Genomic DNA, 23,289 nt, shown 5'->3' with positions numbered 1-23,289 from the left:
ACCGGGTTGCCGCCAGCCACGCGCGCCGCGCGCGGCCACCTCAGGAGTCCGGCTTCTCCTCGTCGGCTCTGCGCTCGGCCTGCTCGGTCTTCTCCAGCTCGGCGATCGGGTCGGACGCATCCGCCTGGACGCGGTAGGCGAAGCCCTTCGGGTTGTCCAGGTCTTCCTCGTCCGGCATCAGGTCCGGGTGGGACCACACCTTGTCCCGCTCGTCGATGCCCCGCTCCTCGGTCAGTGCCCGCCACAGCTCGGCGGCGGCGCGCAGCTTGCGCGGGCGCAGCTCCAGGCCGACCAGCGTGGCGAAGGTCTGCTCGGCCGGGCCGCCGGAAGCGCGCCGGCGGCGCAGCGTCTCGCGCAGCGCCTCCGCGCCGGGCAGCCGGTCGGCGACCGCATCGCTGACCACCACGTCCACCCAGCCCTCGACCAGCGCGAGCAGCGTCTCCAACCGGCGCTGCGCGGCGATCTGGGCCTCGGTCTTGGGCGGCTCGAACAGCCCGGACTGCATCGCCCCTTCCAGCGACGAGGGGTCGTTGGGGTCGATCTGCCGGGCGATCTCCTCGATCCGCGCGGTGTCCACCCGGATGCCGCTCGCGTACTCCTCGACCGCGCCGACCAGCCGGCCGAGCAGCCACGGCACGTGCCCGAACAGCCGGTGGTGCGCCGCCTCGCGCGCGGCCAGGTAGACCATCACCTCGCTGGCCGGCCGGTCCAGCCCGGCGGTGAACCGCTCGATCGCGCCGGGCAGCAGCGCGGCGGTGCCGGAGGGTCCGAGCGGGATGCCGATGTCGGTCGCGGTGAGCACCTCGGCGGACAGCTGGGCGAGGCCGCTGCCCAGTTGGCTTCCGAAGGCCATCCCGCCCATCTGGCCGAACATCGCCAACATCGGCCCGGCGGCCTGCCGCGCCTCCTCGGGCAGCCCCTCCAACCAGGCGCCGGACACCCGCTGGGCCACCGGGTCGCACAGCTTCCGCCAGGTCGGCATGGTGGCTTCCACCCACTCCCTCGGCGACCATGCGGTCACCGTGCGGGTGCCGGTGGGGTAGGAGGTGGCCGGGTCCAGCCACAGCTCGGCCAGCTTGAACGCCTCGTTCACGGCGGTGCGCTGGTCGGCGGTGGCGGCGCGCTTGTCGGTGATCTGCTGCAGGGCAACCTGCTTGGCCAGGTCGTAGTTGACCGGCCCGGAGCCCCCGCCGGCGCTGGCCTGGCTGAGCATCTGGCCCAGCTGGCTGAGCATCTGGCCGAGCTGGCCCATGTCGAAACCAGCGGGCCCGGCGGTCGCGCCGGGCCCGCCGGGCGCTCCCGGCATGCCGGGCAGCCCAGGTATTCCGGGGAAGCCGAAGCCGAACGGGTCCTTCGGCTGGTCGCCGCGCTCGGGCTTGTCCTGCCGGTCCTTGTCGCGATCGGGGTCGCGATCGCGGTCGGCCGGGCCGAAGCCGAACGGGGTGTCGCTCATATCTCCACCTAGAGCATCCGGAGTCAACACCACCACCGTACGCGGCCGTGCCGATCGGGCTCCGACAGATCAGCCGTAGGCTGAACCGGTGACCCGTCGCACCCAAACGCTCGTGTACGGCTTGCTGGTGATGTTCGCCGCCGTGGTGTTGGCCTCCGTAGTGCCGGTTCCGCTGGTGGCGCTCGGTCCGGGCCCGACCTTCGACACGCTCGGCGAGGTCGAGGGCAGGACGGTGGTGGCGGTGAACGGCCGGCCGGCCTACCCGACCACCGGGCACCTGAACATGACCACGGTCGCGGTGACCGACGACCTCACCGCGATGTACGCGTTGCGGTTCTGGCTGGACCGGGACTACGAGGTGGTGCCGCGCGCCACCATCTACCCGCCGGAGAAGACCCACGAGCAGGTGGAGCAGGAGAACAACCAGCTGTTCTCGGACTCGGAGACCGACGCCGAGGTGGCCGCCCTGGCCTTCCTGCGCGAGCCGGTGAAGGTGCTGGTCGGTGACGTGGTGGCGAACGCCCCGGCCGGCGGCGTGCTGCGGGCCGGCGACCAGCTGCTCACCGTGAACAACGTGAAGGTCACCTCGCCGGTCCAGGTCACCGAGCTGATGCGGGCCACGAAGCCGGGCGACGTGGTGCACCTGAGCTACCTGCGCGGCGACGCGGAGGTCCGGCAGGGCACGGTGACCGCCGGTGTCCGGCCGGGCGGCCCGCAGGGCTTCCTCGGCATCACCCCGCAGGGCGAGCCGTTCGATCCCAACCAGGTCGTGATCAGCCTCGGCAAGATCGGCGGGCCGTCCGCCGGGCTGCCGTTCGCGCTGGCCGTGGTGGACAAGCTGACCCCGGGCGACCTCCTGGGCGGCCGGTTCGTCGCGGGCACGGGCGCGATCAACCAGTACGGCGACGTGGCCAAGATCGGCGGCATCCCGCTCAAGATGCTGGCCGCCCGCAACGCTGGGGCGACGGTCTTCCTGGTGCCGGCCGAGAACTGCGAGGAAGCACGGGGCGCGACCCCGGACGGCCTGCAGCTGGTCAAGGTGGCCAACCTGTCCGACGCGGTCAACGCGATGAACGAGCTCAAAGCGGGCAAGCCGGCCCCGGGCTGCTGACGGTGAGCGATCGGTTGCGCCGGCGTTACCCCTCGGCCGAGGAAGCGCGGCTCACCTACCCGCACGCCGGCCGGACCCGGGACCTGGTGTTCGGCGACGTCAGCCCGCCGGTGGCACCGGAGGGGTACCACCTGGTGCGCCGCACGGCCACGCTCGGGCACGGCGACGCGGCGTTCGCCCGCGCCCGTGAGCGGCTGTGGGGCTGGGCCGCGCAGCGGCGCGCCGGTGCGGTGATCCATCCGCCGGACACCCCGCCGGCCGAAGGGCTGACCGTGCTGGTCGCACCGGGCATCGGGCCGCTGCGGCTGCTCGTGCCGTGCCGGGTGGTGTGGACGGTGGACGAACCGGACCGCGTCGGCTTCGGCTACGGCACGCTGCCCGGGCACCCGGTGTCCGGCGAGGAGGCGTTCGTGGCGCGGCGCGACCCCTCAGGCGAGGTGCGCGGCACGATCCTGGCGTTCTCCCGCCCGGCGACCTGGTACACCCGGATGGCCGGACCGGCCGGCCGGGCCGTGCAACGCTTCGCCACCACCCAGTACCTGGCGGCCCTCCGCTGACCCTGCTGAAGTGACCGACTCACCCTGCTGAACGCACTGAATCAGGGATTAGTCGGTGAGGGTGGTGAGGAGGGCGGCGACCAGGTTGGGGGCCAGGTCGGGGTGTTCGACGAGCTCTTCGAGGGGGTCGGCGCCGTCGGGGGCGCCGCGCAGGCGGAGCAGGCAGCGGTGTTCGCCGCCGCGCAGCACCCCGACGACCAGCCGGGCGTCCCGCCGGTCGGGGTGCGCACCGGCCACCCGCCGGGCCACCCCGACGGCGTCGGCCCCGTCACTGGCGGCCACGGCGGAGTCCAGCTCGGCCTCGGCGTCCGGCGGCAGCACCATGATCTCCTGGGCCAGCGCACAACCGGCCACCTCGTCGGGCCAGCAGATGCCGGCCAGGGTCTCGGCCAGGTCGACCTGGTCACCCAGCGGTTCCTGGGCGATCGGGGTCAGCCCCTCCACCGAGGGCAGCCGCTCGGCCAGCCCGGGCTCGCGCCGCACCAGTTCGGCCGTGGGGACCAGCGCGAACAGCTGCGGGGGTTGGTCCCAGCCGGCCTCGGCGAGAAAGGCCTCCACCTCGCGGACGGCCGCCGGCAGCCAATTCGACCATTCATCTGGCGCTTGGGGGCGCGTCATTCGCAAGATCTTCCTATCCCAAGTGGGAACCTGAGAGCCCATTTGTAGAGTTGGGCATTACAGCAGACGTGTGATCCGTGCCTCCAGGGTGCCAAACGGCCAGGCTCCCCCGGCGCCCAGGGGGCGCGGCGCACCGGCATCGACGATCATGGAGTGTGCCTCGTGGCGATGACGCCCCCAGCCGGGGCTCCCGCGCTTACCCGCCGAACCCGCATCATGCTGGTGTTCGGCGCGGTCGTGCTGGTGGCGCTGCTTGCTGGTTCCCGCCTGTTGGATTACTACGTCAACTGGCTGTGGTTCGGCGAGGTGGGCTTCCGAGGTGTGTTCAGCACCATGGTGCTCACCCGGATCGCGCAGTTCGCCGCCGTCACCGTGATCTTCGCGGGCCTGGTCGCGCTGACCCTGGCCATCGCGTTCCGCAATCGGCCGGTGTTCGTGCCGGTCAGCGGGCCGGAGGACCCGGTGGCCCGGTACCGCACGGTGATCATCCAGCGGCTGCGCGCCTTCGCCATCGGGGTGCCGCTGCTGGTCGGTGTGATCGCCGGGCTGGCCGCGCAGGGCGACTGGCAGGTCACCCAGATGTTCCTGCACTCCACGCCGTTCGGCACCGCCGACCCGGTGTTCGGCATGGACATCGGCTTCTACGCCTTCCAGCTGCCGTTCTACCGCTGGGCGCTGGACCTGATGTTCGTCGCGGTGGCGCTCTGCTTCGTGCTGTCGCTGATCACCCACTACATCTTCGGCGGCGTCCGGCTGACCGGCCGCGCCGGCCAGGTCTCGGTCGCCGCGCGCGCCCAGCTGGCCGTCATCGCCGGGGTGTTCGTGCTGCTCAAGGCGGTGGCCTACTGGCTCGACCGGTACACCCTGCTGCTCTCCTCGGACCCCAACCGGGTGTTCTCCGGGGCCAGCTACACCGACCTGAACGCGGTGCTCCCGGCGAAGATCATCCTGCTGCTGATCTCGCTGATCTGTGCCGCGCTGTTCTTCGCCGCCGTGTTCCGGCACAACCTGCAGCTGCCGTCCATCGCGATCGCGCTGCTGGTGCTGTCCTCGGTGCTGGTCGGCGCGGCGTGGCCGGCGGTGCTGGAGCAGTTCGTGGTCAAGCCGAACGCGAACGAGCGCGAGGCGCTGCCCATCGAGCGCAATATCGAGGCCACCCGGGACGCCTACGGGCTGACTCCCCAACAGGTCACCTACCAGGACTACTCCGGCCGCTCGGACGCCAACCCGACCGCCGTGCGGTCCGACCAGGCGACCATCCCCAACCTGCGGCTGCTCGACCCGAGCCGGCTGTCCAAGACGTTCACCCAGTTCGAGGGCCGGAAGAACTTCTACGGCTTCCCGGAGAAGCTGGACATCGACCGGTACAAGGGTCGCGACGGCCAGGTGCGGGACTACGTGGTCGCGGTCCGCGAGCTGGACAGCAACGGCCTCATCGGCAACCAGACCGACTGGATCAACCGGCGGATGGTCTACACCCACGGCAACGGCTTCGTGTCCGCGCCGGCCAACACCGTCAAGGGCACCCTGGACGAGGCCGGCGGGCAGGGCGGCATCCCGGACTTCGCCGCCGGCGAGGCCAACATCAAGGTCCAGCAGCCGCGCGTCTACTACGGCGAGAAGATGGCCCCCGGCGACTACTCCATCGTGGGTGCCCGGGACGGCGAGCGGCCCCGGGAGTACGACAGCGACACCGAGCAGCACACCTACGCCGGCACGGGCGGCGTCCCGATCGGCAACCTGATCACCCGATCGGTGTTCGCGCTGTACTACGGCGAGCGGAACATCCTGTTCAACGGCTCGATCAACGAGAACTCCAAGATCCTGTTCAACCGGGACCCCAGCGACCGGGTGCAGCAGGTCGCGCCGTGGCTGACCCTGGACGGCGACCCCTACCCGGCGGTGGTGGGCGGCCGGGTGCAGTGGATCGTGGACGGCTACACCACGCTGGAGAACTACCCGTACGCGGCGCGCACCGCGCTGGAGGACGCCACACAGGACACCCTGCAGGGCGTCCGCCGGCTGCCCAACAAGACGATCAGCTACCTGCGCAACTCGGTGAAGGCCACCGTGGACGCCTACGACGGCACCGTGACGCTGTACGCCTTCGACGAGAACGACCCGGTGCTGAAGACCTGGACCGGGGTGTTCCCGGGCAGCGTGAAGCCGAAGAGCGAGATCAGCCCCGAGCTGGAGTCGCACTTCCGCTACCCGGAGGACCAGTTCAAGGTGCAGCGCGAGCTGCTCACCCGGTACCACGTGGACTCGCCCGGTGACTTCTTCAGCACCACGGCGTTCTGGGACGTGCCCAACGACCCGACGGTGGGTGGCGCGGCGCAGACCAGGGACTCCCAGCCGCCGTACTACGTGCTCGCCGGCGTGCCCAGGGGTGACCAGCAGGTGGGTACCCGGCCCGACGAGGTCGGGTTCCAGCTGACCAGCGCGCTGGTCGCGCTGAACCGGCCGTTCCTGTCCGCGTACGTCACGGTGTCCTCCGATCCGGGCAGCTACGGGAAGATCACCGTGCTCAAGCTGCCCACCAACAACGTGCAGCAGACGCCCGGCCCGGAGCAGATGCAGGCGCAGTTCGGCAACGACACCAAGGCCGCGCAGGACCTGAACCTGCTCCGCCAGGGTGGCCAGACCACGATCGACTACGGCAACCTGCTCACCCTCCCGGTGGCCGGCGGCCTGCTCTACGTGGAGCCGATCTATATCGAGCGGTCCAATGCGGCCGCCTCGTTCCCGCAGCTGGCCAGGGTCATGGTGAGCTTCGGGCAGAAGATCGGTTACGCGCCGAGGCTGGACGACGCGCTGAACCAGGTGTTCGGCCCCGGCGCGGCGACCGCCGTTCCCGGTGGCGGCGTGACCACCCCGGCCTCGCCCGGCCAGCCATCCCAGGCCGCCGGCGGCAATACCGCGCCCCTGCCCGGTGAGCTGCGCGGCGCGGTCGGCGGCATCAGCGACGCGCTGAACAAGCTGCGCGCGGCCCAGCAGAGCGGTGACTTCGCCGCCCAGGGCCAGGCGCTGTCGGAGTTGGACCGGGCGGTGAAGGACTTCCAGTCCGCGTCCAGCGCCGCTCCGCAGGCCAACGCGCCCGCCCCGGCCCCGGCGCAACCGGCGCCCGCACCACCGGCTCCGGGCGGCTGACCAGCGCACACCGGCGAACGGGACCCCGCGTGCGCGGGCCGTTCGCCGGTGTGTAAGCTTGGTTTTACCAACGCGGGGTGGAGCAGCTCGGTAGCTCGCTGGGCTCATAACCCAGAGGTCGCAGGTTCGAATCCTGCCCCCGCTACTAAGTAAGGAACGGCCCCCGGTATCCAGCCACCGGGGGCCGTTTTCCGTTTCAGGGCCTGCGATCTTTCCCCTAGTGTCGACGGGTGTCTTTCCTAGCAGATGACTACCCGGAGATCCGCTACGAGAGCGGCGAGGGGGAGGTCAGCGCGACATTTCGCCCGGCCGGGACTCCGCCGGACTTCACCACCCCCGGCGGTGGTGAGTTCCATTACCTGTCCACGCGGCTGACCACCGACGGGCTGTTCGGGCTGTACCAGAACCGGATGGGGCCGGCGGTCGGCGGCACCAGCGTGCACTTCCACAAGACGATGTCCGAGGCGTTCTACGTGCTGTCCGGGGAGATCCACGTCTTCGACGGTGAGCGCTGGATGGACGCCGGCCAGGGCGACTACCTCTACGTGCCGCCGGGGGGCCTGCACTCGTTCGGCAACATCTCCGGCGAGCCGACCGAGTTCCTGATGCTGTTCGCCCCCGGAGGCGCGCGCGAGGGCTACTTCGAGGGGATCGGCCAGCTGGGGAGCCTGACCGACCAGGAGCGGAAGGAGTTCCTGATCCGCCACGACAGCTGGTTCACCGACATGGTCAAGGGGCCGGGCACGGACTCCTGGGCCGACCGCGCCGCCGCCCGCAAGGCGTTCAAGACCCGGTAGCCCGGACGATCGGGTGTACGGCCCCGCGTGCCCGTCGCGCCGGGCCGGCGACCCGGATCTTCGGCGTCGTCGCCGGCCGGCCGGGCTATGACCGACCACAGACCCTCGGGCGGCATGGTCTTACGCGCGGCGCGAACGTTTCATGGTCAAGTCGCCCTGAGAGATGTTACTGACCAGTAGAAGGTCTCTCATGGCGACTTGACCATGAAACCTCCCGCGAACCAGGCCAAACGCGGCCACAGACGGTGAGCGTTTAGGCGTCGAGTGGCATAACTCGATGCGGTGCAGCCAGAGGCCGGCGAAGCACCATGCGGTCGCGGCGACCAGGGCTTGCCCGGCGATGCGGTGCCCGCGTGCCCCCGGAAGCACCCAGTACGACACCTCGGCCAGACCTTCGGCACCCGGGGCGGGACGATGGCTGGCATGCGGGACCGTATGACACGCGGCGCGGTCTCCTGAGGGTCGTTCGGTTGGCGGCACCGGCTCGACAGGTGCGCTAACGTCAAGAGGTTGATCCCAGCGCCTTCGAGAGGACTCGCACAACCGTGCCCGAGTTCGAGCGCACCGCCGGCAAACCTCGCCCGATCCTCCGTGGTCAGGACCGTCACCAGCGAGAGAAGGACCGTGTGCGGCTGTCCGAGTCGCAGCGGCGCGGCGTGACCGCGCCGGAGCTGGTATTCCATGCCGAGTACGACACGGAGCCGGCTTCGGAGAGCCTGGCGGCGGCGTTCCGCGTGCCCACCGGGGCGAAGCTGCTCAAGCGGACCTACCGGACCGGCGCTCGGGCGGACGAGACGCCGCTGAGCCTGGTCCGCTCGTACCTGCGGTACGAGCAGGTGGCGGTGAACCCGGCGCTGCTCGACGCGGGCAACGAGCCGTGGCCCGGCGGCACCCAGCACCAGCTGGGCACGCTCGGGATCGAGATCGACCGGGTCACCGACCGCATCACCGCCCGGGCGCCCAGCGCCGAGGAGATCTCCGACCTCGAGCTGGCGGCCGGGGTGCCGGTGTTCGAGCTGCGCAAGACGTCCATCGACATCCGCGACCGCGTGGTCGAGGTGGCGGACATGATCCTGCCGGCCGACCGGACCGAGTTCTTCTACACGACCCGGCTCTGCCGCTGGCAGGCGTAGTGATCCGGCAGACCGCCGATTCGATGGAGTTCGTCTCGGACCTCTACGACATCGCGACCGGAAACCCCGAGGCCCGGCGGACGACCGACCCGGAAGTCGCCGCGGGACTGGTCGCCGACGAGACGCGCGACCGCCTCACCGCGATCTTCGACCGGCACCCTGGCGACGCGAGCGTGCTGCTTTCCGGCGGGGTCGACTCCATCCTGGTCGCCGCCGCGGCGGCGAGCCTCGGCGTGAAGCCGCGCGCCTTCACCGTGGTCACCGACCACAGCACCGACGGGACCAGCGCGGCGGCGGCCGCGGCGGCCCTGGGGCTGCCGCACACCGTCGTCCGCCTCACCCGCGACGACGTGGCCGCGCTCGCGGCCGAGGTGGTCGAGCGGCTGGGTACCGCCGAGTTGTGGGAGGTCACGGCGGCCATCCCGGTCCTCGCCGCCGCCCGCAACGGCGCCGCCGACGGCGGCGGGGCGATCCTCACCGGCAGCGGCGCCGACGCGATATTCGCCGGTGGCCGGACCCTCGGGCAGCCGGTCGACTCGCCCGGGGCGGTGCGGGAGATGGACCGGGTGATCCGCGGGGAGTCCTCGGCCAACTTCACCCACCACCGCCTGGTGCCGCACTTCTATCCCGCGCTGCTCGGCGCCGACGCCCGCCGGCTCATGCACGTGTTCCAGACGGTCCGCTTCTGGCGCCTGGCGGAAACCCTCGCCCCGCCGGCGCTGTTCGGGGACCACGACAAGCTGTGCCTGCGCATCGCCTGCGAACGCCTGCTCCCGGGACCGCACCGATCGCTGGCCTGGCAACGGAAACACGCCATCCAGCGTTCCTCGGGCCTGATGGAGGCGCTGGCGGAGGCCGCGCGCGGGTACGCGGCACGACTTCCGGGGGCGAAGACCTACTCGGACCCCGCCGGCGAGCCGTTCGACGCCATCGCGACCCGGCTATACCTGCACATTCTGTCCGGCGCGCGCGGACCGGTGCAGAAGCACGGCGGTGAGGATGATCCAGAAGAAGAACACCGCGACCGGTAGCCACCAGGCGAGCAGGCCGTCCCAGGCCAGCGGGCCGGTCTTGAAGAACACGATGAAGCCGGCCGGGACGATGCCCAGCGCCACCCAGAGGTTGGTGTAGCCGTACCAGCGGGGCAGCAGGGGCCGCTGGCGGGGATCGCGCAGCACCACCGCGGCGAGCACCACGTTCTGGATGATCACCGTGGTGGTGAGGCCGAGGAAGGGCAGCCAGGCCAGGTCGTTGAGGGTCTGGGTGGTGGCCGGGTCGCGCTCGGGCCGGAACGCGGCCGCCTGCCAGATCATCAGGGGCAGCACGATCTCCAGGCAGGAGCAGGCAGGCGATGGCCTGGGTCAGGCTGAGCGCGCCCCACCGGCCCTCGATGTCTCGCATCTGGACGGCGATGGCGGCGTAGAACGGGCAGAGCAGCCCGGTGGCCAGCATGGCGATGAACAGCCCGATCCGGATGCCGGTGGTGTTCTCCCGGAACATCGCGGCGATCTGGTCGGCGCCCGCCGCCGGTGAGGGCGGCGGGATGAAGCGGGCGAGCAGCAGCAGCCCGACGAAGAACCCGGCGGTCATCACCGGCCCGCACCACGCGCAGGCCACCTGCCCCCGGTTCACCGGGCGGCCTCGTGGCGTGCGCGGCGGTGCAGCGCCCAGGTGGTGACGCTCAGGCCGACCACGAACAGGATGACCGGGATCCAGTAGCCGACGACCCCGTTCCAGGCGAACGGGCCGGTCTTGAAGAACACCGCGAGCACCCCGCCGGCGCCGGTGACCGCGACCCAGAGGTTCAGGTAGGCGGCCCAGCGCGGCCACGCCGGGCGCTCCCGGAAGTCCATCAGGCCGGCGATGCCCATGCAGATGAACTGCAGCGAGTAGGTGGCGATGAAGCTGCTCCAGGCGAACCAGGTGTAGTCGTTGAACGCGCGGATGATCTCCGGGCTGGCCTCCGGCCGGTAGCTGGCGGCCAGCCAGCACAGGCCGATGATCTGGAAGATCATGGTCAGCGCGACCGCGCCGCCGAACTGGATGGGCGCGAGCAGGCCGAGCGGGCCCTCGATCTTCTTGATCTCGGCGGACACCGAGGTGAGGAACGGCAGCAGCAACGCGGAGGCGAACATGGCGACCAGCACTCCGACCCGGATCCCGGTGGTGTTGGCCGCGTAGACCTCGGCGATCTGTCGCGCGTCCAGCGCCGGCGACGGCGGCGGCACGAATCCGACCACGAACAGGAACGCCGCGCCGAAGGTCACCACGCACACCGGCCAGGACCAGATGGCGGCCAGCCGTACGCGGTGGTTGATGGCGTCCCGATGGGCGATCCGGGCGGCGAGCGCGGTCTTCGGGGTATCGGCGGTGTCCGTTTCGGATGCGTCGATGGTCATGGGTTCGGCCTCCTCAACGAAGCGTCCGCAGCACCGCTTTCGCGGCCTGCTGTCCGGGCACGCCGCAGATGCCGGCGCTGGGGTGGGTGCCGCCGCCGGAGAGGAACAGGCCGTCCACCGGGGAGCGGTAGCCGGCCAGCCCGGCGGCCGGGCGCAGCGGCCCGAACCGGGTGGCGGTGGGGTCGACGTGGTACACGTTGCCGTCCGGGGCGCGGAACCGCCGCTCGAAGTCTGGCGGGGTCATCACCTGCCGGTCGATCTCCAGTTCGGCCAGCCCGCCGAGGTACTTCGACGCGGTGGCCAGCACGCGTTCCGCGGTCGGGCCGGCCAGCTCGGACCAGGGCTCGGTGGGGCGCACCGGGGAGATCCCGGACCAGAACCAGAAGGTGTCCTGGCCGGCCGGGGCCTGCGACGGGTCCGCGCCGGCGGGCAGGATGGCCACCCCGGGCAGCGGGTCGGGCACCCGGCCGCGTGCGCAGTCGTGCCAGGCCTGGACGTGTTCCTCGAAGGTGGTCCAGACCAGCGCGGGGGTGCGGAGGTCGACACCGCCGGCCCGGTGTGCGGAGACCTCGACCCGGCCGCGCAGCGCCACGTCGACCTTGAACGAGGACGCGCCGGTGGAGTCGGTGGGAATGTGGGCGGCCCGCCGGGCCAGGTGCTTCGGCAGCGCGCCCTCGGGCAGCCACTCGGTCAGCGGGATCCGCACGTTGTTGGTGGTGAGCACCGCCCGGGCCGGCAGCTCGGTGCCGTCGTCCAGGCGTACGCCGGTGACCCGGCCGTGCCGGGTGACCAGGCCGTCGACGGTTGCGTTGACCCGGATCCGGCCTCCGTGGGAGGCCAGGCAGCGGGCCAGCGCGTCGGTGACCGCGCCGGTTCCGCCGGCGAACCGGCCCACCCCGGCCCGGTGGATCAGCCCGAAGTAGATCAACACCCAGGCCGTGCCGTCGGCGAACATCGGGGCGAAGCAGGGCAGCGCGGCCAGCAGCGCGCGGACCCGCCGGTCGGTGAAGCGTTCCTCGACGAACTCGGCGTGCGAGGTGCTGAAGAAGTGCGCCAGCGGGCCGAGCCGCCCGGGGCGCAGCGCCGAGCGGGCCGCTCCGCGCAGGATCCCGGCCGGTGACGGCCGCACCGGGTTGGTGTTCAGGAACGGCACCGCGACGTTCATCGCCGCGTCCAGCGTGTTGGCCAGGTCCAGGTAGGCGGCGGCGTCCGGGCGGGAGAACCGGGCGATCTCCTCGGCGGTGCGGCGCGGGTCCCGGTGGATGCACAGCGAGGAGCCGTCCTGGTCGAGGAACGCGTAGGGCGGGTCGACCTCGATCTCGGTCAGCCCGAACCGGTGCAGCTCCAACTCGCGCGGGATGCGGGTGGTGCGCCACAGCGAGGAGTCCATGGCGCCCTCGTTGATGCGGTGCTCCGGCGCCCCGGCCAGCACCGGGTTGGTCGAGGTCATGCCGCCGACCCGGCCGGCGGACTCCACCACCAGGACGCTGCGCCCGGCGCGGGCCAGGTAACAGGCGGCGGTCAGGCCGTTGTGGCCGGCCCCAACCACGATCACATCGGTCGCGGACATCGCCGGCCCTCCTCGAGGCAGGTATGTTTAGTGCTTGCTGTACTTGGACGAGGATGGGGCCGAGCACCATGAGCTGTCAAGTGGCTACCGTGGCCCCATGAGCCAGCCGGCGACCGCTCGGTCCAGCGTCTACGGGCAAGGGCGCCGGTTGTTGCTCGCCTCGGCGCGCGAACTGTTCGCCGACCGCGGATACAGCGGCACCTCGACCCGGGACATCGCCGAGCGCGCCGGGGTGAGCGAGCCCATGCTGTTCCGCCACTTCGGCAGCAAGGCGAACCTGTTCCAGGAGGCGGCGGTCGCGCCCTTCGTGGAGTTCATGGACACCTACATCCAGGACTACCGGAGCCGCGAACGCCTCCGGCTCACCGCCGACGAGGAGGGCCACCGGTTGTTCGAAGGGCTGGTCGGGGCGCTGCGGGAACAGCGCGAGCTGCTCATCGCCCTGATGTCCGCCCGTCCGGCCGACCAGCCCTTCGACGAGGTGTCGCGACAGGTCCGGCAGGCCTTCGCGCACCTGCTCGAGCTGTTCGAGGAAGTGGTGGCCAACGAGTCGCGGGAGCGCGGGTTCACCGACTTCGACCTGGCCGCCTCGGTCCGCGCCATGTTCGGCATGGCGCTCTCCGTGGCGCTGCACGGCGACTGGCTGGGCCTGGGCGAGCCGGTCAGCCACGAGCGCATGCTCGCGGCGATGACGACGATGTCGGTCAAGGGACTCGGCGTCCCGCCCGGCTGAACAGTAGAGTCCAGGGCAGGTCACGGCGTTAACCGGCGGAGACGGCACACATGGACGTGCGCACGCTCAAGTACTTCGTGCTGGTCGCGGAGGAGGGCAGCATCCACGGTGGCGCGCGCCGGGCGATGGTGGCGCAGCCGGCGGTTTCGGTGGCGTTGAAGAAGCTGGAACGCGACGTCGGCGCCCCGCTGTTCGAGCGATCCCCGCGCGGGGTGGAGCTGACCGGCGCCGGGGCGGCCCTGCTGGGGCATGCCCGGCAGATTCTGCGGGCGATGGAGGACGCGCGGCGTGAGGTGCGGGGGGCGCAGGCCCAGCCGGCGTTCACCGTGGGGCTGGTGTCCGGGCGGGTGTCCGCCGGCGAGCTGACCGGCCTGATCCTGGACGCCTTCCAGAAGAGCCGGCCCGACCTGCGGCTGCGGGTGCGCGAGCTGGACTTCGTCGAGCAGTACGAGGCGGTGCTGGACGGCAGCGTGGACGTGGCCGTGGTCCGCTCGCCCTACCAGGACGAGCGGCTGGTGATGGAGCCGCTGTTCACCGAGCCGACCCTGTTGGTGGCCAGCACCGACCACCCGTTCTCCCGGCTCGCCGAGGTGCCCGTGGACGCCGCGTTGAAGGAGCGGTTCATCGACGTGGTGCGCACGCCGCGCCAGTGGCGGAACTTCTGGAGCCTGGCCGACCTGCGCAACGAGCGGGCCCGCTCGATCCCGTCCCGGGCGGTCGGGCTGATCGACTACTCGGTCGACGTGATGCGCAACTCCGTGGTCAGCCCGATGGCCCAGAGCGCGTGGCGGCTGGGCGGGCTGGGCGCGCCGATGCTGCGGCCGGTGAAGCTGGTCGGCGCGCCGCACAGCGTGATCGGGGTCGGTTACCGGGTCGGCCACGGCAGCGACGGGGTGGACTCGTTCGCCTCGGTGGCCCGGTCGGTCACGCGGCGGTTCATCGGGATGGTCCCGGACGGCGTGCTGGCCACCCGGGCGGGGGACAACGCCCGGTAGACACCGCGGGAGGCGTGGGATAACGAGACGGTATTACCCGTGGGCCTCGGCACGCGGTCAGACTGCGAGGAACCGACTTGGTGGGAGTGACTCATGGCTGAGCAGCCGGATTGCGACGTGGTCGTCATCGGTGCCGGGTTCTCCGGCCTTTACGCGATGCACGAGTTGCGTAACCGGATGGGCCTGCGGGTGATCGGGCTGGAAGCGGCGCCCGACGTCGGCGGCACCTGGTACTGGAACCGCTACCCGGGCGCCCGCTGCGACATCGAGTCGATCCACTACTCGTATTCCTTCGACGAGCAGTTGCAGCAGGACTGGACCTGGAGCGAGCGGTACTCCGCGCAGCCGGAGATCCTGGCCTACCTGAACCACGTCGCCGACCGGTTCGACCTGCGCCGCGACTACCGGTTCGGCGTCAAGGTCGTCTCCATGGAGTGGGACGACGATGCCCGCCACTGGCGGGTGGGTACCGACCGCGGACACGAGATCCTCACCCGGTTCGTGGTTGCCGGCACCGGCAACGTGTCCATCCCGAAGGAGCCGGAGTTCAACGGCCTGGAGTCGTTCAACGGCCCGGTGTACGCCACGCACGCCTGGCCGCACACCGAGCCGGACCTGGCCGGTAAGCGGGTCGGCATCATCGGCACCGGGGCCAGCGGCATCCAGGCCATCCCGAAGCTGGCCGAACGGGCCGGGCACCTCACGGTCTTCCAGCGCACCCCGAACTTCGCCACCCCGCTGCGCAACCGGCCGTCCGACCCGGAGGAGGTGGCGCGGACCAAGGCGAACTACCCGGGGGTGCGGGCGGCGGCGCGCGACTCGTTCCTCGGGGTGCCGTACCGCCGGCCCGAGCACCTCGCGTTGGAGGTCGACCCGGAGCACCGCCGGGCGACCTACGACCGGGGCTGGCAGACCGGCGGGTTCGCCATCCTGATGGAGTCATACCGGGACCTGCTGGTCGACGAGAAGGCCAACGACACGGTCGCCGAGTTCACCCGCGAGCGCATCCGGGAGCGGGTCGCCGACCCGGCCGTGGCCGAGATGCTCTGCCCGGACGACCACCCCCTCGGCACCAAGCGGCTGCCCATGGAGACCGACTACTACGAGACCTACAACCGGGACAACGTCACGCTGGTGAACGTCAAGCCGAACCAGGTGGAGGCCGTCACGCCGACCGGGCTGCGGCTGGCCGACGGCACCGAGTACGACCTGGACGTGCTGGTGCTGGCCACCGGGTTCGACGCGTTCACCGGGGCGCTGACCCGGATGGGCGTGGTCGGCCGCGAGGGGCAGAAGCTGAACGACGTGTGGGCCGCCGGCCCGGTCTCCTACCTGGGGCTGATGACCCACGGGTTCCCGAACCTGTTCACCATCACCGGCCCGGGCGCGGCCGTGGCGCTCTACAACAACCCGCTGGCCATCGAGGACCACGTGGACCTGGCCACCAAGGCGCTCCAGTACGTGCTGGACCACGGCCACCGGACCATGGAGCCGGACGCCCAGGCCCAGGCCCAGTGGCGCGAGGAGCTGAACGAACGGGCGCACGCCACGCTGTTCCCCCGGGCCGCCTCCTGGTACATGGGCGCCAACATCCCGGGCAAGCCCCGGGTGGTGATGATGTACGTCGGCGCGGCCGCCGAGTACCGCGCCACCTGCGCCGAGGTGGTCGAGAACGACTGGCGCGGCTTCCGGTTCGACTGATCCGGCTCACTCTGACGCCGTTCCGGGACGGTGGTGCCGGGCGTCGGCGGTGCCGGTTCAAGGCGGCTCGGACGGCGCGGCTGGGCGGTCTCCCGCCGCTTGCGTGCGGCCCGTTGCGCAGCCGTCGGGCACCCGGCTCCCTCTCGCTACGTACCGTAACGGCCGGCTCGGCCTTCGCGCGGGTCTGAGCTGCCGTCGTCCGCCGAGCGCAAGCTCAGTCCGCTTGGATCATGGAAAGCACCGGACTCAGCGTGCGCTCGGTGAAGCCGCCCACCTCGGAGGCCCGCCGTTCGGCCCTGCCCGACCACGGTCCGTAACCGAGGCACGGAAGCAGACCGCCTCAGCCCCTTAAACCGGCCCGGCCCAACGGAAGATCCACATCAACCTCACGCACCTTGTGGAGCCGGAACAGGGGCCTGGGGTTGATGTAGATCTTGACCGCATGCGTAGGACGCGGCGGCCCCGCCTGCGGCGGCCCCGCCGGGGGCGGCGACACGTTTCCGGTGCGGTGTCAGGCGGCGACGCCGGCGCGGCGGACCGCCTGGCGGAGCATGAGCGGGATCAGGCGGCGGTGCAGGGGGAGCGCCGCCGCCCAGAGGGGGCGGGCCAGTGCCCTGTGCAGCCGGACCTTCGAGGTGATCACCGCGTGCTCGGCGGTGTTGTGCAGGATCAGCTCGGCGTCCAGCAACGGCGAGGAGGTCGCCAGCCGGATGGCGTCCTCGTCCACCTCGGCGATCCGCCAGCCCAGCACGTGCTCCGCCGAGCCCGGCGCACCCAGCCGCAGGCCGAGCCCGGCCCGCCAGCCGAACCGCAGGAACGCCCGCAGCGGCTTCGGCGCGTCCTCGTACACCACCCGCGCCCACCGCTCCGGGGTGTACGGCGGCCGGCGCGCGACGCGCGCGGCGAACTCCTCGGCGTAGTGCCGCATCCCGTCCTTCTTGATCTAGCGCCGAAGGCGCTGGCTGAGCACGCGCCCAGTTAGGCGCATGCGGGGGGATCTAGTGCAGTGACTGGTCCGGCGCGGTCGCCGTGAGCGAGGTGAACCGGACGGTGAGCCCGGCCCGGGTAGGGGCGCACACGTACGGCCCGGCGGTGGCCGCCGCGTCCGGCGCGAGCGGGGCCAGCCGGAACATCCGCCACGGGCCGTCGGCCACGCGCGCCCGGAAGGTCACCGCGTCGCCGGAGCGGCTGGCCCGGATCGTCACCTCGCGGCCGGCCCACTCGGGCACCGGGGCCAGCGACCAGTCCGAGTGATCCCGGGTGACCACCGCGCCCAGCTGTGGCGCCCCGTCGGAGTGCTCCACGCCGGCCTTGACCCAGTTCCGCTCGTCCACCCGCACCAACAGGCCGGCCTGGTCGAACTGCTCGGTGTAGTCCAGCGCGAAGGCCACCTCCAGCGCCGATCCCGGTGGGAACCCGGCGAGCAGTGCGTGCCCGTCGTCGTGCACGAACCCGTAGCCGGTGGTCCGCCAGAAGTCACTGCCCTCGGCGGCGGTGACCAGCAGGTCGTCGCCGTCCGGGCGCACGCCCGGCGGCGGGTTCAACCAGCGGCCCTCGCTCCACGGGATCACCCGTCGGATGCTAGTTGGAGTCCGCCGGGTGGTAGGTGCCCAGGTCGTCGGCCTGGGGCGGGATGTTGCAGCGGCCGCCGGCGAAGATCGGGCCTTCGGTCACCGGCTGGTCGGCCGGTGGGTCCACCTGCGCGGGCACGTTGCCGGTGAACTCGTTCTCGCAGGCGTCGGTGGCGGCTTTGGTGCCGTCCTGGCCGCCGATCCACATGTCCAGGTGGGTGTCCGCGCCGGCCGGTGGTTTCGCCGCGCCGGAGTCTTCCACGATCACGTAGCGGCGCACCGTCGGCAGGTAGAACTTGGTCCCGGGCGGCCAGTCCATCGCGCCCTCGTGCCCGGGCACCGCGACGGTGATCGGGTCGGCGAAGGTGCCGGTGCCCGCCGCCCGCTGGTGCAGCACCGGCTCGCCGACGGTGGACGAACCCGGCGGCGTGTTGTCCTGCCAGGAGTAGCCGGTCAGCCAGATCGACAGCTGCCGGGTGCCCGGCGCGGGGGCCTGCTGGCGGGGCTCGGGCGCGCCGGCGCACCCGCTGACCAGCACGGCCACCGCGCCCAGCGCCGCGAACGCGCCGGCCGTGAGGCGTTTCGAAGGGGTCATTCGCCCCAGTGTGAGCGGGGGAAATGTGTGTTTGCTGTGCCGGTGCGCAGCGGTCTCAGCGTTCCCGGTCCAGCCAGATCCGCGCGGCGGCCACCCGGTTGGGGGCGCCCAGTTTGCGCAGGATGTTCTTCACGTGCGACTTCACCGTGCCCTCGGAAACCACCAGTTTGCGGGCGATCCGCTGGTTGGTCTCCCCGGCGGCGAGCAGGCGCAGGACGTCCACCTCGCGGCGGGTCAGCGTCTCGCCGTGCGGCCCGGTCAGCAGCGTCTCGCCGTACCTGGGTTCGCCGAGCCTCGATGGTTCGCCGAGTTTCGTGGCGTCGCCGAGTTTCGTGGGACCGCCCGCCGGCAACGAGGACCCGAACCCCGGCGCGGTCGCCAGGTTGCCGAGCTGGCCGAGGCCGGCGGCGATGGCGTTCAGCCGGTCCAGGGCGGCCAGCCGCCCGGTCACCTGGCTGAGCCCGGTGGCGTAGGCGGTGAGCATCCGGCGGTCGAACTCGTCCGGGTCCCGCCGCTGGTAATAGAGGTCGGCGTGCAGGAAGCCGACCACGCGGTCGCCGATGACCAGGGGCGCCGCCGTGTAGGACCGGGAGCGGGAGGACTCCGCGATCGCCCGGTGCAGGTCGGCGGCGCGGTGCTGCACGTCCCGCACCACGATGCCGACCCGGCGGCGCACCATCTCGGTCTCGGGGAGGCGCCCGTCCAGCAGCGGCGGGTTCGCCCCGCCGGCGGCCAGGATCTCCCGTGCCCAGTCCGCGTCCCGGTCCACGTAAACCTGCTCGGCCACCCAGGCGGAGTCCTCCAGCCGGGACACGATGCCCCGGTCGAAGCCCAGCTCGTTGATCGCCCGCGCGGCCGCGCCGAGCAACTCCTCGCCGGTGCGGCACCCGGCCACCAGGTCCAGCGCGTCGCCCACCCGGTCCAGGGCGGTGTCCCGGTGGCGCAGCGCCTCACGCTCCAGGGCCTGGTCCAGGTCGCGCACCTGGCTCAGCAGCACCAGATGGTCGGGTTCCACCCGGTGTGACGCGGAGGTGAGCAGCTCCCGCCAGGCCAGGTCCAGCGCGACGCGGGCGTCCCCGACCGTCACCAGGTCGTCGGGCGCCGGCAGGTCGGGCAGGTCCAACCCGGCGAGCAGCGCGACGACCCGATCGCGGTGTTCGGTGGTGAGCGGCGCCATCGTCAACTCCGGGCACTACGCCGTTGTAGGTCGAGCCGTTGTAGGTCGAAACCGTCACAGTACTTCGGCCTGGTCGGCGTGTCGCCTTCAGCGTTTGTCACTTCACCAAATGTCGTTAGGCTGACGGAGGTGCAGCGAAGCAGCGAACGGATCCTCGTGACCCACACCGGCAGCCTCCCCCGCACCCCGGAGATGCGCGCGGTGTTCGCCGGTGAACGCCAGGTAGACGCGGCCGAGCGGGCCGAGCTGGTGCGGTCCGGCGTCGCGGACGTGGTGCGCCGGCAGCTGGACGCCGGCGTCGACGTGGTCAACGACGGCGAAACCGGCAAGGAGAGCTACTCCACCTACGTGCGGGAGCGGCTGACCGGCTTCGACGGCGAGCCCGAGTCGGTGCTCTCCCTGGCCGACCTCAACGCGTACCCGGGCGCGCGGGACAAGTTCATGCAGGTCACCGGCAACGACGTGGCCGAGGTGCTCGGCCCGCCGGCGTGCTCCGGACCCATCGCGGTGGCCGACCCGGATGCGGTGGACGCGGACATCCGGAACCTGCGCGCGGCCGCCGAGGGCACCGGGGCGACCGAGCTGTTCCTCTCCGCCGCGTCCCCCGGCGTGATCGCCTCCTTCTTCGCCAACCACCACTACCCGAACCGCGAGGCCTACCTGTTGGCGCTGGCCGAGGCGATGCGCCACGAGTACGAGGCGATCGCGGCCTCCGGGATCATCCTGCAGCTGGACTGCCCGGACCTGGCCATGTGCCGGCACGTGCTGTTCGACCAGCTCAGCCTGGAGGAGTTCCGGAGCCAGGCCCGGCTGGCGGTCGAGATGATCAACCACGCCACGGCGAACATCGACCCCGACCGGATGCGCATCCACCTGTGCTGGGGCAACTACGAGGGGCCGCACCACCTGGACGTGGCGCTGGCGGACATCATCGACGTGGTGCTGCGCGCCCGGCCCAACGGCATAGTGCTGGAGGGCGCCAACCCCCGGCACGAGCACGAGTGGCAGGTGTTCACCGACGTCGAGGTGCCCGAGGGCAAGGTGTTGATGCCCGGCGTGGTCGACTCGACCAGCAACTACATCGAGCACCCCGAGCTGATCGCGCAGCGCCTCACCCGGTACGCGGACGCGGTCGGGGCGGAGAATGTACTGGCCGCCACCGACTGTGGGTTCGCCACCGGCGCGCGCATGTCCGCCGTCGACCCGGACATCGCCTGGGCGAAGCTGCGCGCGATGGCCGAGGGGGCGCGGATAGCCAGCCAGCGGCTCTACAGCCGGGTCTGAGCTGGGAATTAGCGAGGCTGCCGGCCGAACGATGGGCGCGTAAGGACGGACGCACCACCACTGTTTTTCAAGAGCCGCTCTGGCCGGCAGCCTTACTTATCACAACGAACAGTAACGAAGACGGTTACGGGCTGTTGACAACTCAATCCGGCAGGGAGTCCCAGAACCGCCTCAACGCGGCCGCGCCGCGCTTCGGGTCCTGCACCATCCACCAGTGACCGAGCCCGTCCAGCACCTCGATCCGTGCGCCGGCCCGTTCGGCCGCCCGGCGGATCATCTCCTCGGTGCCGACGAAGTGGTCCTCGGTGGCCCGGATCTCCAGCCCGGGCCGAGCCCGGGCCGCCTCCAGGTTCCGGCCGGCCTCGCTCAGCGCCGGCTGCGCGGCGTCCCGGTAGAGCAGCAGGATGGCGCGGCCCATCTCGGCGCCCTGCCCGTCGGCCAGCTCGCTGGCCACCTCGGCGTTGATGCCCAGGTCGACCATGCGCGCGGTGCGGTCGGCCGGCGTCCCGCCCATCATGGTGTCCACCAGCTCCTCGCCGGCCCCCGGCTGTTGCCAGATCTGTGCGAGGTCGTGCCACACGTAGTCCGGGTCGAACACGCCGACGATGTCCGACGCCCAGCTGCGCAGCAGGTCGGGCCGGTGCATCGCCACGTTCACCACGTGGCCTCCGCCCCAGTCGTGGCCGACCAGGTCCACCGGCGCCTCGAACTTCTCCAGCTCGGCGATCAGCCAGTCGCGGTACTCCAGCATGGTCGCGCCGAAACCCTGAGGCAACGGCGCGCCGAAGCCGGGCGGGGAGAGGCAGACCACGTCGTCGGTGCCCAGCGCGTCCACCAGGGGACCCCATACCGCTTCGGTCTCGGGATTTCCGTGCACGAATACCACCGTCATGAAGGCATGATTGCACCATCACGGGCATACCGCGCGGTCGATTTCGGGAGAATTCCGGAAGAGGGCTGCCAGCCGCGACGAAAAGAGGGAGGCAGCCCTCTTCCGTCCGGGGAGTCCGCTATGGCCTGACGAAAAGGCGGCCGACGAAAGAGGGTCCTCGGACGTCGTTGACCTGCATGGTGTGGATCCGGTACAGCAATCGTTCCAGGTAGGTAAACATCCGGTGCCCTCCTCTCGGCAATCTCGGGCAGCCGTTGTACCGATCCTGGTATAGGGCCACTAATGTGTCAACGTCCGGAACGCTAAGCCTTGGTCAAGGACTCTTGTGCAGGAAACGTGGGATATAGCGCTGAACGTGGTGCTGGCGGTGGTCGGGCTGCTCGGCGGGGTCGCCGTCTCGCACTTCTACTACCGGCGCGGGGGCGCCGCGCGGCACCGGCTGGAGATCGGCATGGTGGAGCTGGCCCGGATCGACCCGGCCGCCGTGGGCGTCCGGGCGGAGATCAAGATCGGCGCCCAGGTGGTGACCAACCTGGTGGTGCTGGAGATCTCGGTGCGCAACGCCGGCCAGCTGGACCTGGACCTGCACGACGGCGCCAATGACGAGGCGCTGCGCGACCGCCGCCCGCGCATCGAGCTGCCGGCGGGACTGCGCGCGCTGGCCGGCCCGTGGAACCCGGACGGCGCACCCCACGGCGCGGACGTCCGGGTGGCTCGCCAGCTGCTGGACGGCCGGCAGCTGTTCCACCTGCACGTGCGCACCCTCTCCGCGCGTACCGAAGTGGTCACCAGGGTGGTGTGCGCCTACCCGGAGTCCGAGGTCGGCCCGCCGCTGGAGGCCGACCAGCTGGCGTTCTACCCGGGATTCACCGCGCAGCTGGACGTGAGCCCCTCCGGGCTGCTCGCCCAGGCGCGCAAGCCCCGTGAGTGACCCCCGGACGGGTGCCTCGGCGTAGGCGCTGAGCAGGGGTTTGAGTAAGATGCGCGGCAGACGCGCCAGGCCTTCAACATCACCTGCGACCGGGATGATCGCGTAACTCGTCCCGACCGTAATCGTTAACGCAGATAACAAACGTCACACGGGCGGAGCAGCGCTGTGGTTCGTTCAATCGGGATGGTGGCGGCCGTTGCCGCGGCCGCTCTGGCGATCATCGTCGGGGTAATCGCGTTCAACGCCCACCGGGCGCAGGACCAGGCGCGGCCGCCGGGTGGCGGCGGCCAGGCCGGCGTCCCCGGCCACAGCCTGGCGAGCTTCGAGATGAACCAGTACCTGCCCGAGGCGCTCCGCCCGGCGGCGCCGCCCGCGCCGGTGGAGGCCGCCGGCCCGGCCCCGGTCGTCTCCCGCGCCACCCCGTCCGGCGGCGCGGTGGCCGCACCGCCGCCCCCGGCCCGCGGCTGCAGTGGCAGCGGCATCGTCGGCGGGTTGCTCAACGCACTCGGCCTCGGCGTGGGCTGCTGAGCCCGTCCGCCGCCGGCGGCGGCGCGGCTGTCTCAGCCGGTCCGCCGTTCGGCATATTGCCGCCGCTCGGCCGGGTGATTGCCAATTAAGCTCG

General features: G+C 71.5%; 23 protein-coding genes and 1 tRNA gene. 14 read left to right on the top strand and 10 right to left on the bottom strand.

What is annotated here, in order from left to right; genetic code table 11:
* Nucleotides 1-40: 40 nt before the first annotated feature.
* Nucleotides 41-1,453 (bottom strand): zinc-dependent metalloprotease, encoded by a 1,413-nt coding sequence (locus tag ABEB12_RS19085; RefSeq protein WP_185059074.1) that lies wholly within the window; start codon nucleotides 1,451-1,453, stop codon nucleotides 41-43.
* An 88-nt stretch (nucleotides 1,454-1,541) separates the two neighbouring features.
* On the opposite strand from ABEB12_RS19085, the gene ABEB12_RS19080 reads away from it, so the two are divergent.
* Nucleotides 1,542-2,564, top strand: coding sequence for a PDZ domain-containing protein (locus tag ABEB12_RS19080; RefSeq protein WP_185059075.1), 1,023 nt, complete (start codon nucleotides 1,542-1,544; stop codon nucleotides 2,562-2,564).
* A 2-nt stretch (nucleotides 2,565-2,566) separates the two neighbouring features.
* On the top strand, nucleotides 2,567-3,121 hold the full coding sequence (locus tag ABEB12_RS19075) for a DUF1990 family protein (protein ID WP_185059076.1): 555 nt from the start codon (nucleotides 2,567-2,569) through the stop codon (nucleotides 3,119-3,121).
* A gap of 48 nt (nucleotides 3,122-3,169) precedes the next feature.
* On the opposite strand, the gene ABEB12_RS19070 is transcribed toward ABEB12_RS19075, so the two are convergent.
* Nucleotides 3,170-3,739: a PPA1309 family protein gene (locus ABEB12_RS19070; protein ID WP_185059077.1), complete on the bottom strand. Its 570-nt coding sequence runs from the start codon at nucleotides 3,737-3,739 to the stop codon at nucleotides 3,170-3,172.
* A 168-nt stretch (nucleotides 3,740-3,907) separates the two neighbouring features.
* On the opposite strand from ABEB12_RS19070, the gene ABEB12_RS19065 reads away from it, so the two are divergent.
* The 5 genes from ABEB12_RS19065 to ABEB12_RS19045 all read left to right on the top strand — a co-directional run bounded on the left by ABEB12_RS19065 (nucleotide 3,908) and on the right by ABEB12_RS19045 (nucleotide 9,850).
* A complete protein-coding gene (locus ABEB12_RS19065; RefSeq protein ID WP_185059078.1) occupies nucleotides 3,908-6,889 on the top strand; it encodes a UPF0182 family protein in 2,982 nt (993 codons plus the stop codon).
* A gap of 71 nt (nucleotides 6,890-6,960) precedes the next feature.
* Nucleotides 6,961-7,034, top strand: a tRNA-Met gene (locus ABEB12_RS19060).
* 85 nt (nucleotides 7,035-7,119) lie between these two features.
* Nucleotides 7,120-7,686: a cupin domain-containing protein gene (locus ABEB12_RS19055; RefSeq protein ID WP_185059079.1), complete on the top strand. Its 567-nt coding sequence runs from the start codon at nucleotides 7,120-7,122 to the stop codon at nucleotides 7,684-7,686.
* A 626-nt stretch (nucleotides 7,687-8,312) separates the two neighbouring features.
* Complete coding sequence (locus ABEB12_RS19050; protein WP_345702928.1) at nucleotides 8,313-8,819, top strand: UTRA domain-containing protein; 507 nt, start codon at nucleotides 8,313-8,315, stop codon at nucleotides 8,817-8,819.
* Nucleotides 8,819-9,850 carry an asparagine synthase-related protein gene (locus tag ABEB12_RS19045; RefSeq protein ID WP_185059081.1) on the top strand — a complete coding sequence of 344 codons (1,032 nt, stop codon included), beginning with the start codon at nucleotides 8,819-8,821 and terminating at the stop codon, nucleotides 9,848-9,850. Before ABEB12_RS19050 ends, ABEB12_RS19045 begins: the two co-directional genes overlap by 1 nt.
* Here ABEB12_RS19045 and ABEB12_RS19040 read toward each other — a convergent pair.
* Nucleotides 9,761-10,144, bottom strand: a complete 384-nt coding sequence (locus ABEB12_RS19040) for a hypothetical protein (RefSeq protein WP_185059082.1) — start codon at nucleotides 10,142-10,144, stop codon at nucleotides 9,761-9,763. The two genes, ABEB12_RS19045 and ABEB12_RS19040, sit on opposite strands and share 90 nt — an antisense overlap.
* Before the next feature lie 125 nt (nucleotides 10,145-10,269).
* Between ABEB12_RS19040 and ABEB12_RS19035 the strand changes: the two genes are divergently transcribed.
* On the top strand, nucleotides 10,270-10,497 hold the full coding sequence (locus tag ABEB12_RS19035) for a hypothetical protein (protein WP_185059083.1): 228 nt from the start codon (nucleotides 10,270-10,272) through the stop codon (nucleotides 10,495-10,497).
* Here the strand turns inward: ABEB12_RS19035 and ABEB12_RS19030 are convergent.
* Both ABEB12_RS19030 and ABEB12_RS19025 read right to left on the bottom strand, forming a co-directional pair.
* Nucleotides 10,448-11,218 carry a hypothetical protein gene (locus ABEB12_RS19030; RefSeq protein ID WP_185059084.1) on the bottom strand — a complete coding sequence of 257 codons (771 nt, stop codon included), beginning with the start codon at nucleotides 11,216-11,218 and terminating at the stop codon, nucleotides 10,448-10,450. The genes ABEB12_RS19035 and ABEB12_RS19030 overlap by 50 nt on opposite strands.
* Before the next feature lie 13 nt (nucleotides 11,219-11,231).
* Nucleotides 11,232-12,788, bottom strand: a complete 1,557-nt coding sequence (locus tag ABEB12_RS19025) for an FAD-dependent oxidoreductase (RefSeq protein ID WP_185059085.1) — start codon at nucleotides 12,786-12,788, stop codon at nucleotides 11,232-11,234.
* A gap of 97 nt (nucleotides 12,789-12,885) precedes the next feature.
* Here ABEB12_RS19025 and ABEB12_RS19020 point away from each other — a divergent pair, with 97 nt between their 5' ends.
* From ABEB12_RS19020 to ABEB12_RS19010, 3 genes are all read left to right on the top strand, one after another.
* Nucleotides 12,886-13,521: a TetR family transcriptional regulator gene (locus ABEB12_RS19020; RefSeq protein ID WP_185059086.1), complete on the top strand. Its 636-nt coding sequence runs from the start codon at nucleotides 12,886-12,888 to the stop codon at nucleotides 13,519-13,521.
* A gap of 50 nt (nucleotides 13,522-13,571) precedes the next feature.
* Nucleotides 13,572-14,516, top strand: coding sequence for a LysR substrate-binding domain-containing protein (locus tag ABEB12_RS19015; protein WP_185059087.1), 945 nt, complete (start codon nucleotides 13,572-13,574; stop codon nucleotides 14,514-14,516).
* Nucleotides 14,517-14,609: 93 nt separating this feature from the next.
* Nucleotides 14,610-16,217, top strand: a complete 1,608-nt coding sequence (locus tag ABEB12_RS19010) for an NAD(P)-binding domain-containing protein (protein WP_185059088.1) — start codon at nucleotides 14,610-14,612, stop codon at nucleotides 16,215-16,217.
* A 511-nt stretch (nucleotides 16,218-16,728) separates the two neighbouring features.
* On the opposite strand, the gene ABEB12_RS19005 is transcribed toward ABEB12_RS19010, so the two are convergent.
* The 4 genes from ABEB12_RS19005 to ABEB12_RS18990 all read right to left on the bottom strand — a co-directional run bounded on the left by ABEB12_RS19005 (nucleotide 16,729) and on the right by ABEB12_RS18990 (nucleotide 19,560).
* The gene (locus tag ABEB12_RS19005; protein WP_185059089.1) at nucleotides 16,729-17,145 is read right to left on the bottom strand and encodes a DUF2867 domain-containing protein; all 417 of its coding nucleotides are present in this window, start codon (nucleotides 17,143-17,145) and stop codon (nucleotides 16,729-16,731) included.
* A 70-nt stretch (nucleotides 17,146-17,215) separates the two neighbouring features.
* The gene (locus tag ABEB12_RS19000) at nucleotides 17,216-17,788 is read right to left on the bottom strand and encodes a DUF1349 domain-containing protein (protein ID WP_221497553.1); all 573 of its coding nucleotides are present in this window, start codon (nucleotides 17,786-17,788) and stop codon (nucleotides 17,216-17,218) included.
* Nucleotides 17,789-17,798: 10 nt separating this feature from the next.
* Nucleotides 17,799-18,383, bottom strand: coding sequence for a hypothetical protein (locus ABEB12_RS18995; protein ID WP_185059090.1), 585 nt, complete (start codon nucleotides 18,381-18,383; stop codon nucleotides 17,799-17,801).
* A 55-nt stretch (nucleotides 18,384-18,438) separates the two neighbouring features.
* A complete protein-coding gene (locus tag ABEB12_RS18990) occupies nucleotides 18,439-19,560 on the bottom strand; it encodes a helix-turn-helix domain-containing protein (protein ID WP_345702927.1) in 1,122 nt (373 codons plus the stop codon).
* 129 nt (nucleotides 19,561-19,689) lie between these two features.
* On the opposite strand from ABEB12_RS18990, the gene ABEB12_RS18985 reads away from it, so the two are divergent.
* Nucleotides 19,690-20,844: a uroporphyrinogen decarboxylase/cobalamine-independent methonine synthase family protein gene (locus ABEB12_RS18985; RefSeq protein ID WP_185059091.1), complete on the top strand. Its 1,155-nt coding sequence runs from the start codon at nucleotides 19,690-19,692 to the stop codon at nucleotides 20,842-20,844.
* Nucleotides 20,845-20,986: 142 nt separating this feature from the next.
* Here ABEB12_RS18985 and ABEB12_RS18980 read toward each other — a convergent pair whose 3' ends face one another.
* The gene (locus tag ABEB12_RS18980) at nucleotides 20,987-21,736 is read right to left on the bottom strand and encodes an alpha/beta fold hydrolase (protein ID WP_185059092.1); all 750 of its coding nucleotides are present in this window, start codon (nucleotides 21,734-21,736) and stop codon (nucleotides 20,987-20,989) included.
* A 325-nt stretch (nucleotides 21,737-22,061) separates the two neighbouring features.
* Between ABEB12_RS18980 and ABEB12_RS18975 the strand changes: the two genes are divergently transcribed.
* Nucleotides 22,062-22,667: a hypothetical protein gene (locus tag ABEB12_RS18975; RefSeq protein WP_185059093.1), complete on the top strand. Its 606-nt coding sequence runs from the start codon at nucleotides 22,062-22,064 to the stop codon at nucleotides 22,665-22,667.
* Nucleotides 22,668-22,853: 186 nt separating this feature from the next.
* Nucleotides 22,854-23,195: a hypothetical protein gene (locus ABEB12_RS18970; RefSeq protein ID WP_345702926.1), complete on the top strand. Its 342-nt coding sequence runs from the start codon at nucleotides 22,854-22,856 to the stop codon at nucleotides 23,193-23,195.
* Nucleotides 23,196-23,289 lie beyond the last annotated feature (94 nt).

Source organism: Actinospineispora eucalypti (genome assembly GCF_039543365.1).
Classification (GTDB): Bacteria; Actinomycetota; Actinomycetes; order Mycobacteriales; family Pseudonocardiaceae; genus Pseudonocardia; species Pseudonocardia eucalypti.
The sequence above is the reverse complement of the archived record's forward strand: the minus strand, read 5'-3'. Positions and strand labels throughout refer to the sequence as shown.

Coding starts and splice junctions, on each gene's coding strand:
- ABEB12_RS19030 (WP_185059084.1), bottom strand. CDS start 11,218: ATGACCATCGACGCATCCGAAACGGACACCGCCGATACCCCGAAGACC.
- ABEB12_RS19085 (WP_185059074.1), bottom strand. CDS start 1,453: ATGAGCGACACCCCGTTCGGCTTCGGCCCGGCCGACCGCGATCGCGAC.
- ABEB12_RS19005 (WP_185059089.1), bottom strand. CDS start 17,145: ATGCGGCACTACGCCGAGGAGTTCGCCGCGCGCGTCGCGCGCCGGCCG.
- ABEB12_RS19065 (WP_185059078.1), top strand. CDS start 3,908: ATGACGCCCCCAGCCGGGGCTCCCGCGCTTACCCGCCGAACCCGCATC.
- ABEB12_RS19010 (WP_185059088.1), top strand. CDS start 14,610: ATGGCTGAGCAGCCGGATTGCGACGTGGTCGTCATCGGTGCCGGGTTC.
- ABEB12_RS19020 (WP_185059086.1), top strand. CDS start 12,886: ATGAGCCAGCCGGCGACCGCTCGGTCCAGCGTCTACGGGCAAGGGCGC.
- ABEB12_RS18980 (WP_185059092.1), bottom strand. CDS start 21,736: ATGACGGTGGTATTCGTGCACGGAAATCCCGAGACCGAAGCGGTATGG.
- ABEB12_RS19035 (WP_185059083.1), top strand. CDS start 10,270: ATGGCGATGAACAGCCCGATCCGGATGCCGGTGGTGTTCTCCCGGAAC.
- ABEB12_RS18995 (WP_185059090.1), bottom strand. CDS start 18,383: ATGACCCCTTCGAAACGCCTCACGGCCGGCGCGTTCGCGGCGCTGGGC.
- ABEB12_RS18990 (WP_345702927.1), bottom strand. CDS start 19,560: ATGGCGCCGCTCACCACCGAACACCGCGATCGGGTCGTCGCGCTGCTC.
- ABEB12_RS19070 (WP_185059077.1), bottom strand. CDS start 3,739: ATGACGCGCCCCCAAGCGCCAGATGAATGGTCGAATTGGCTGCCGGCG.
- ABEB12_RS19015 (WP_185059087.1), top strand. CDS start 13,572: ATGGACGTGCGCACGCTCAAGTACTTCGTGCTGGTCGCGGAGGAGGGC.
- ABEB12_RS19025 (WP_185059085.1), bottom strand. CDS start 12,788: ATGTCCGCGACCGATGTGATCGTGGTTGGGGCCGGCCACAACGGCCTG.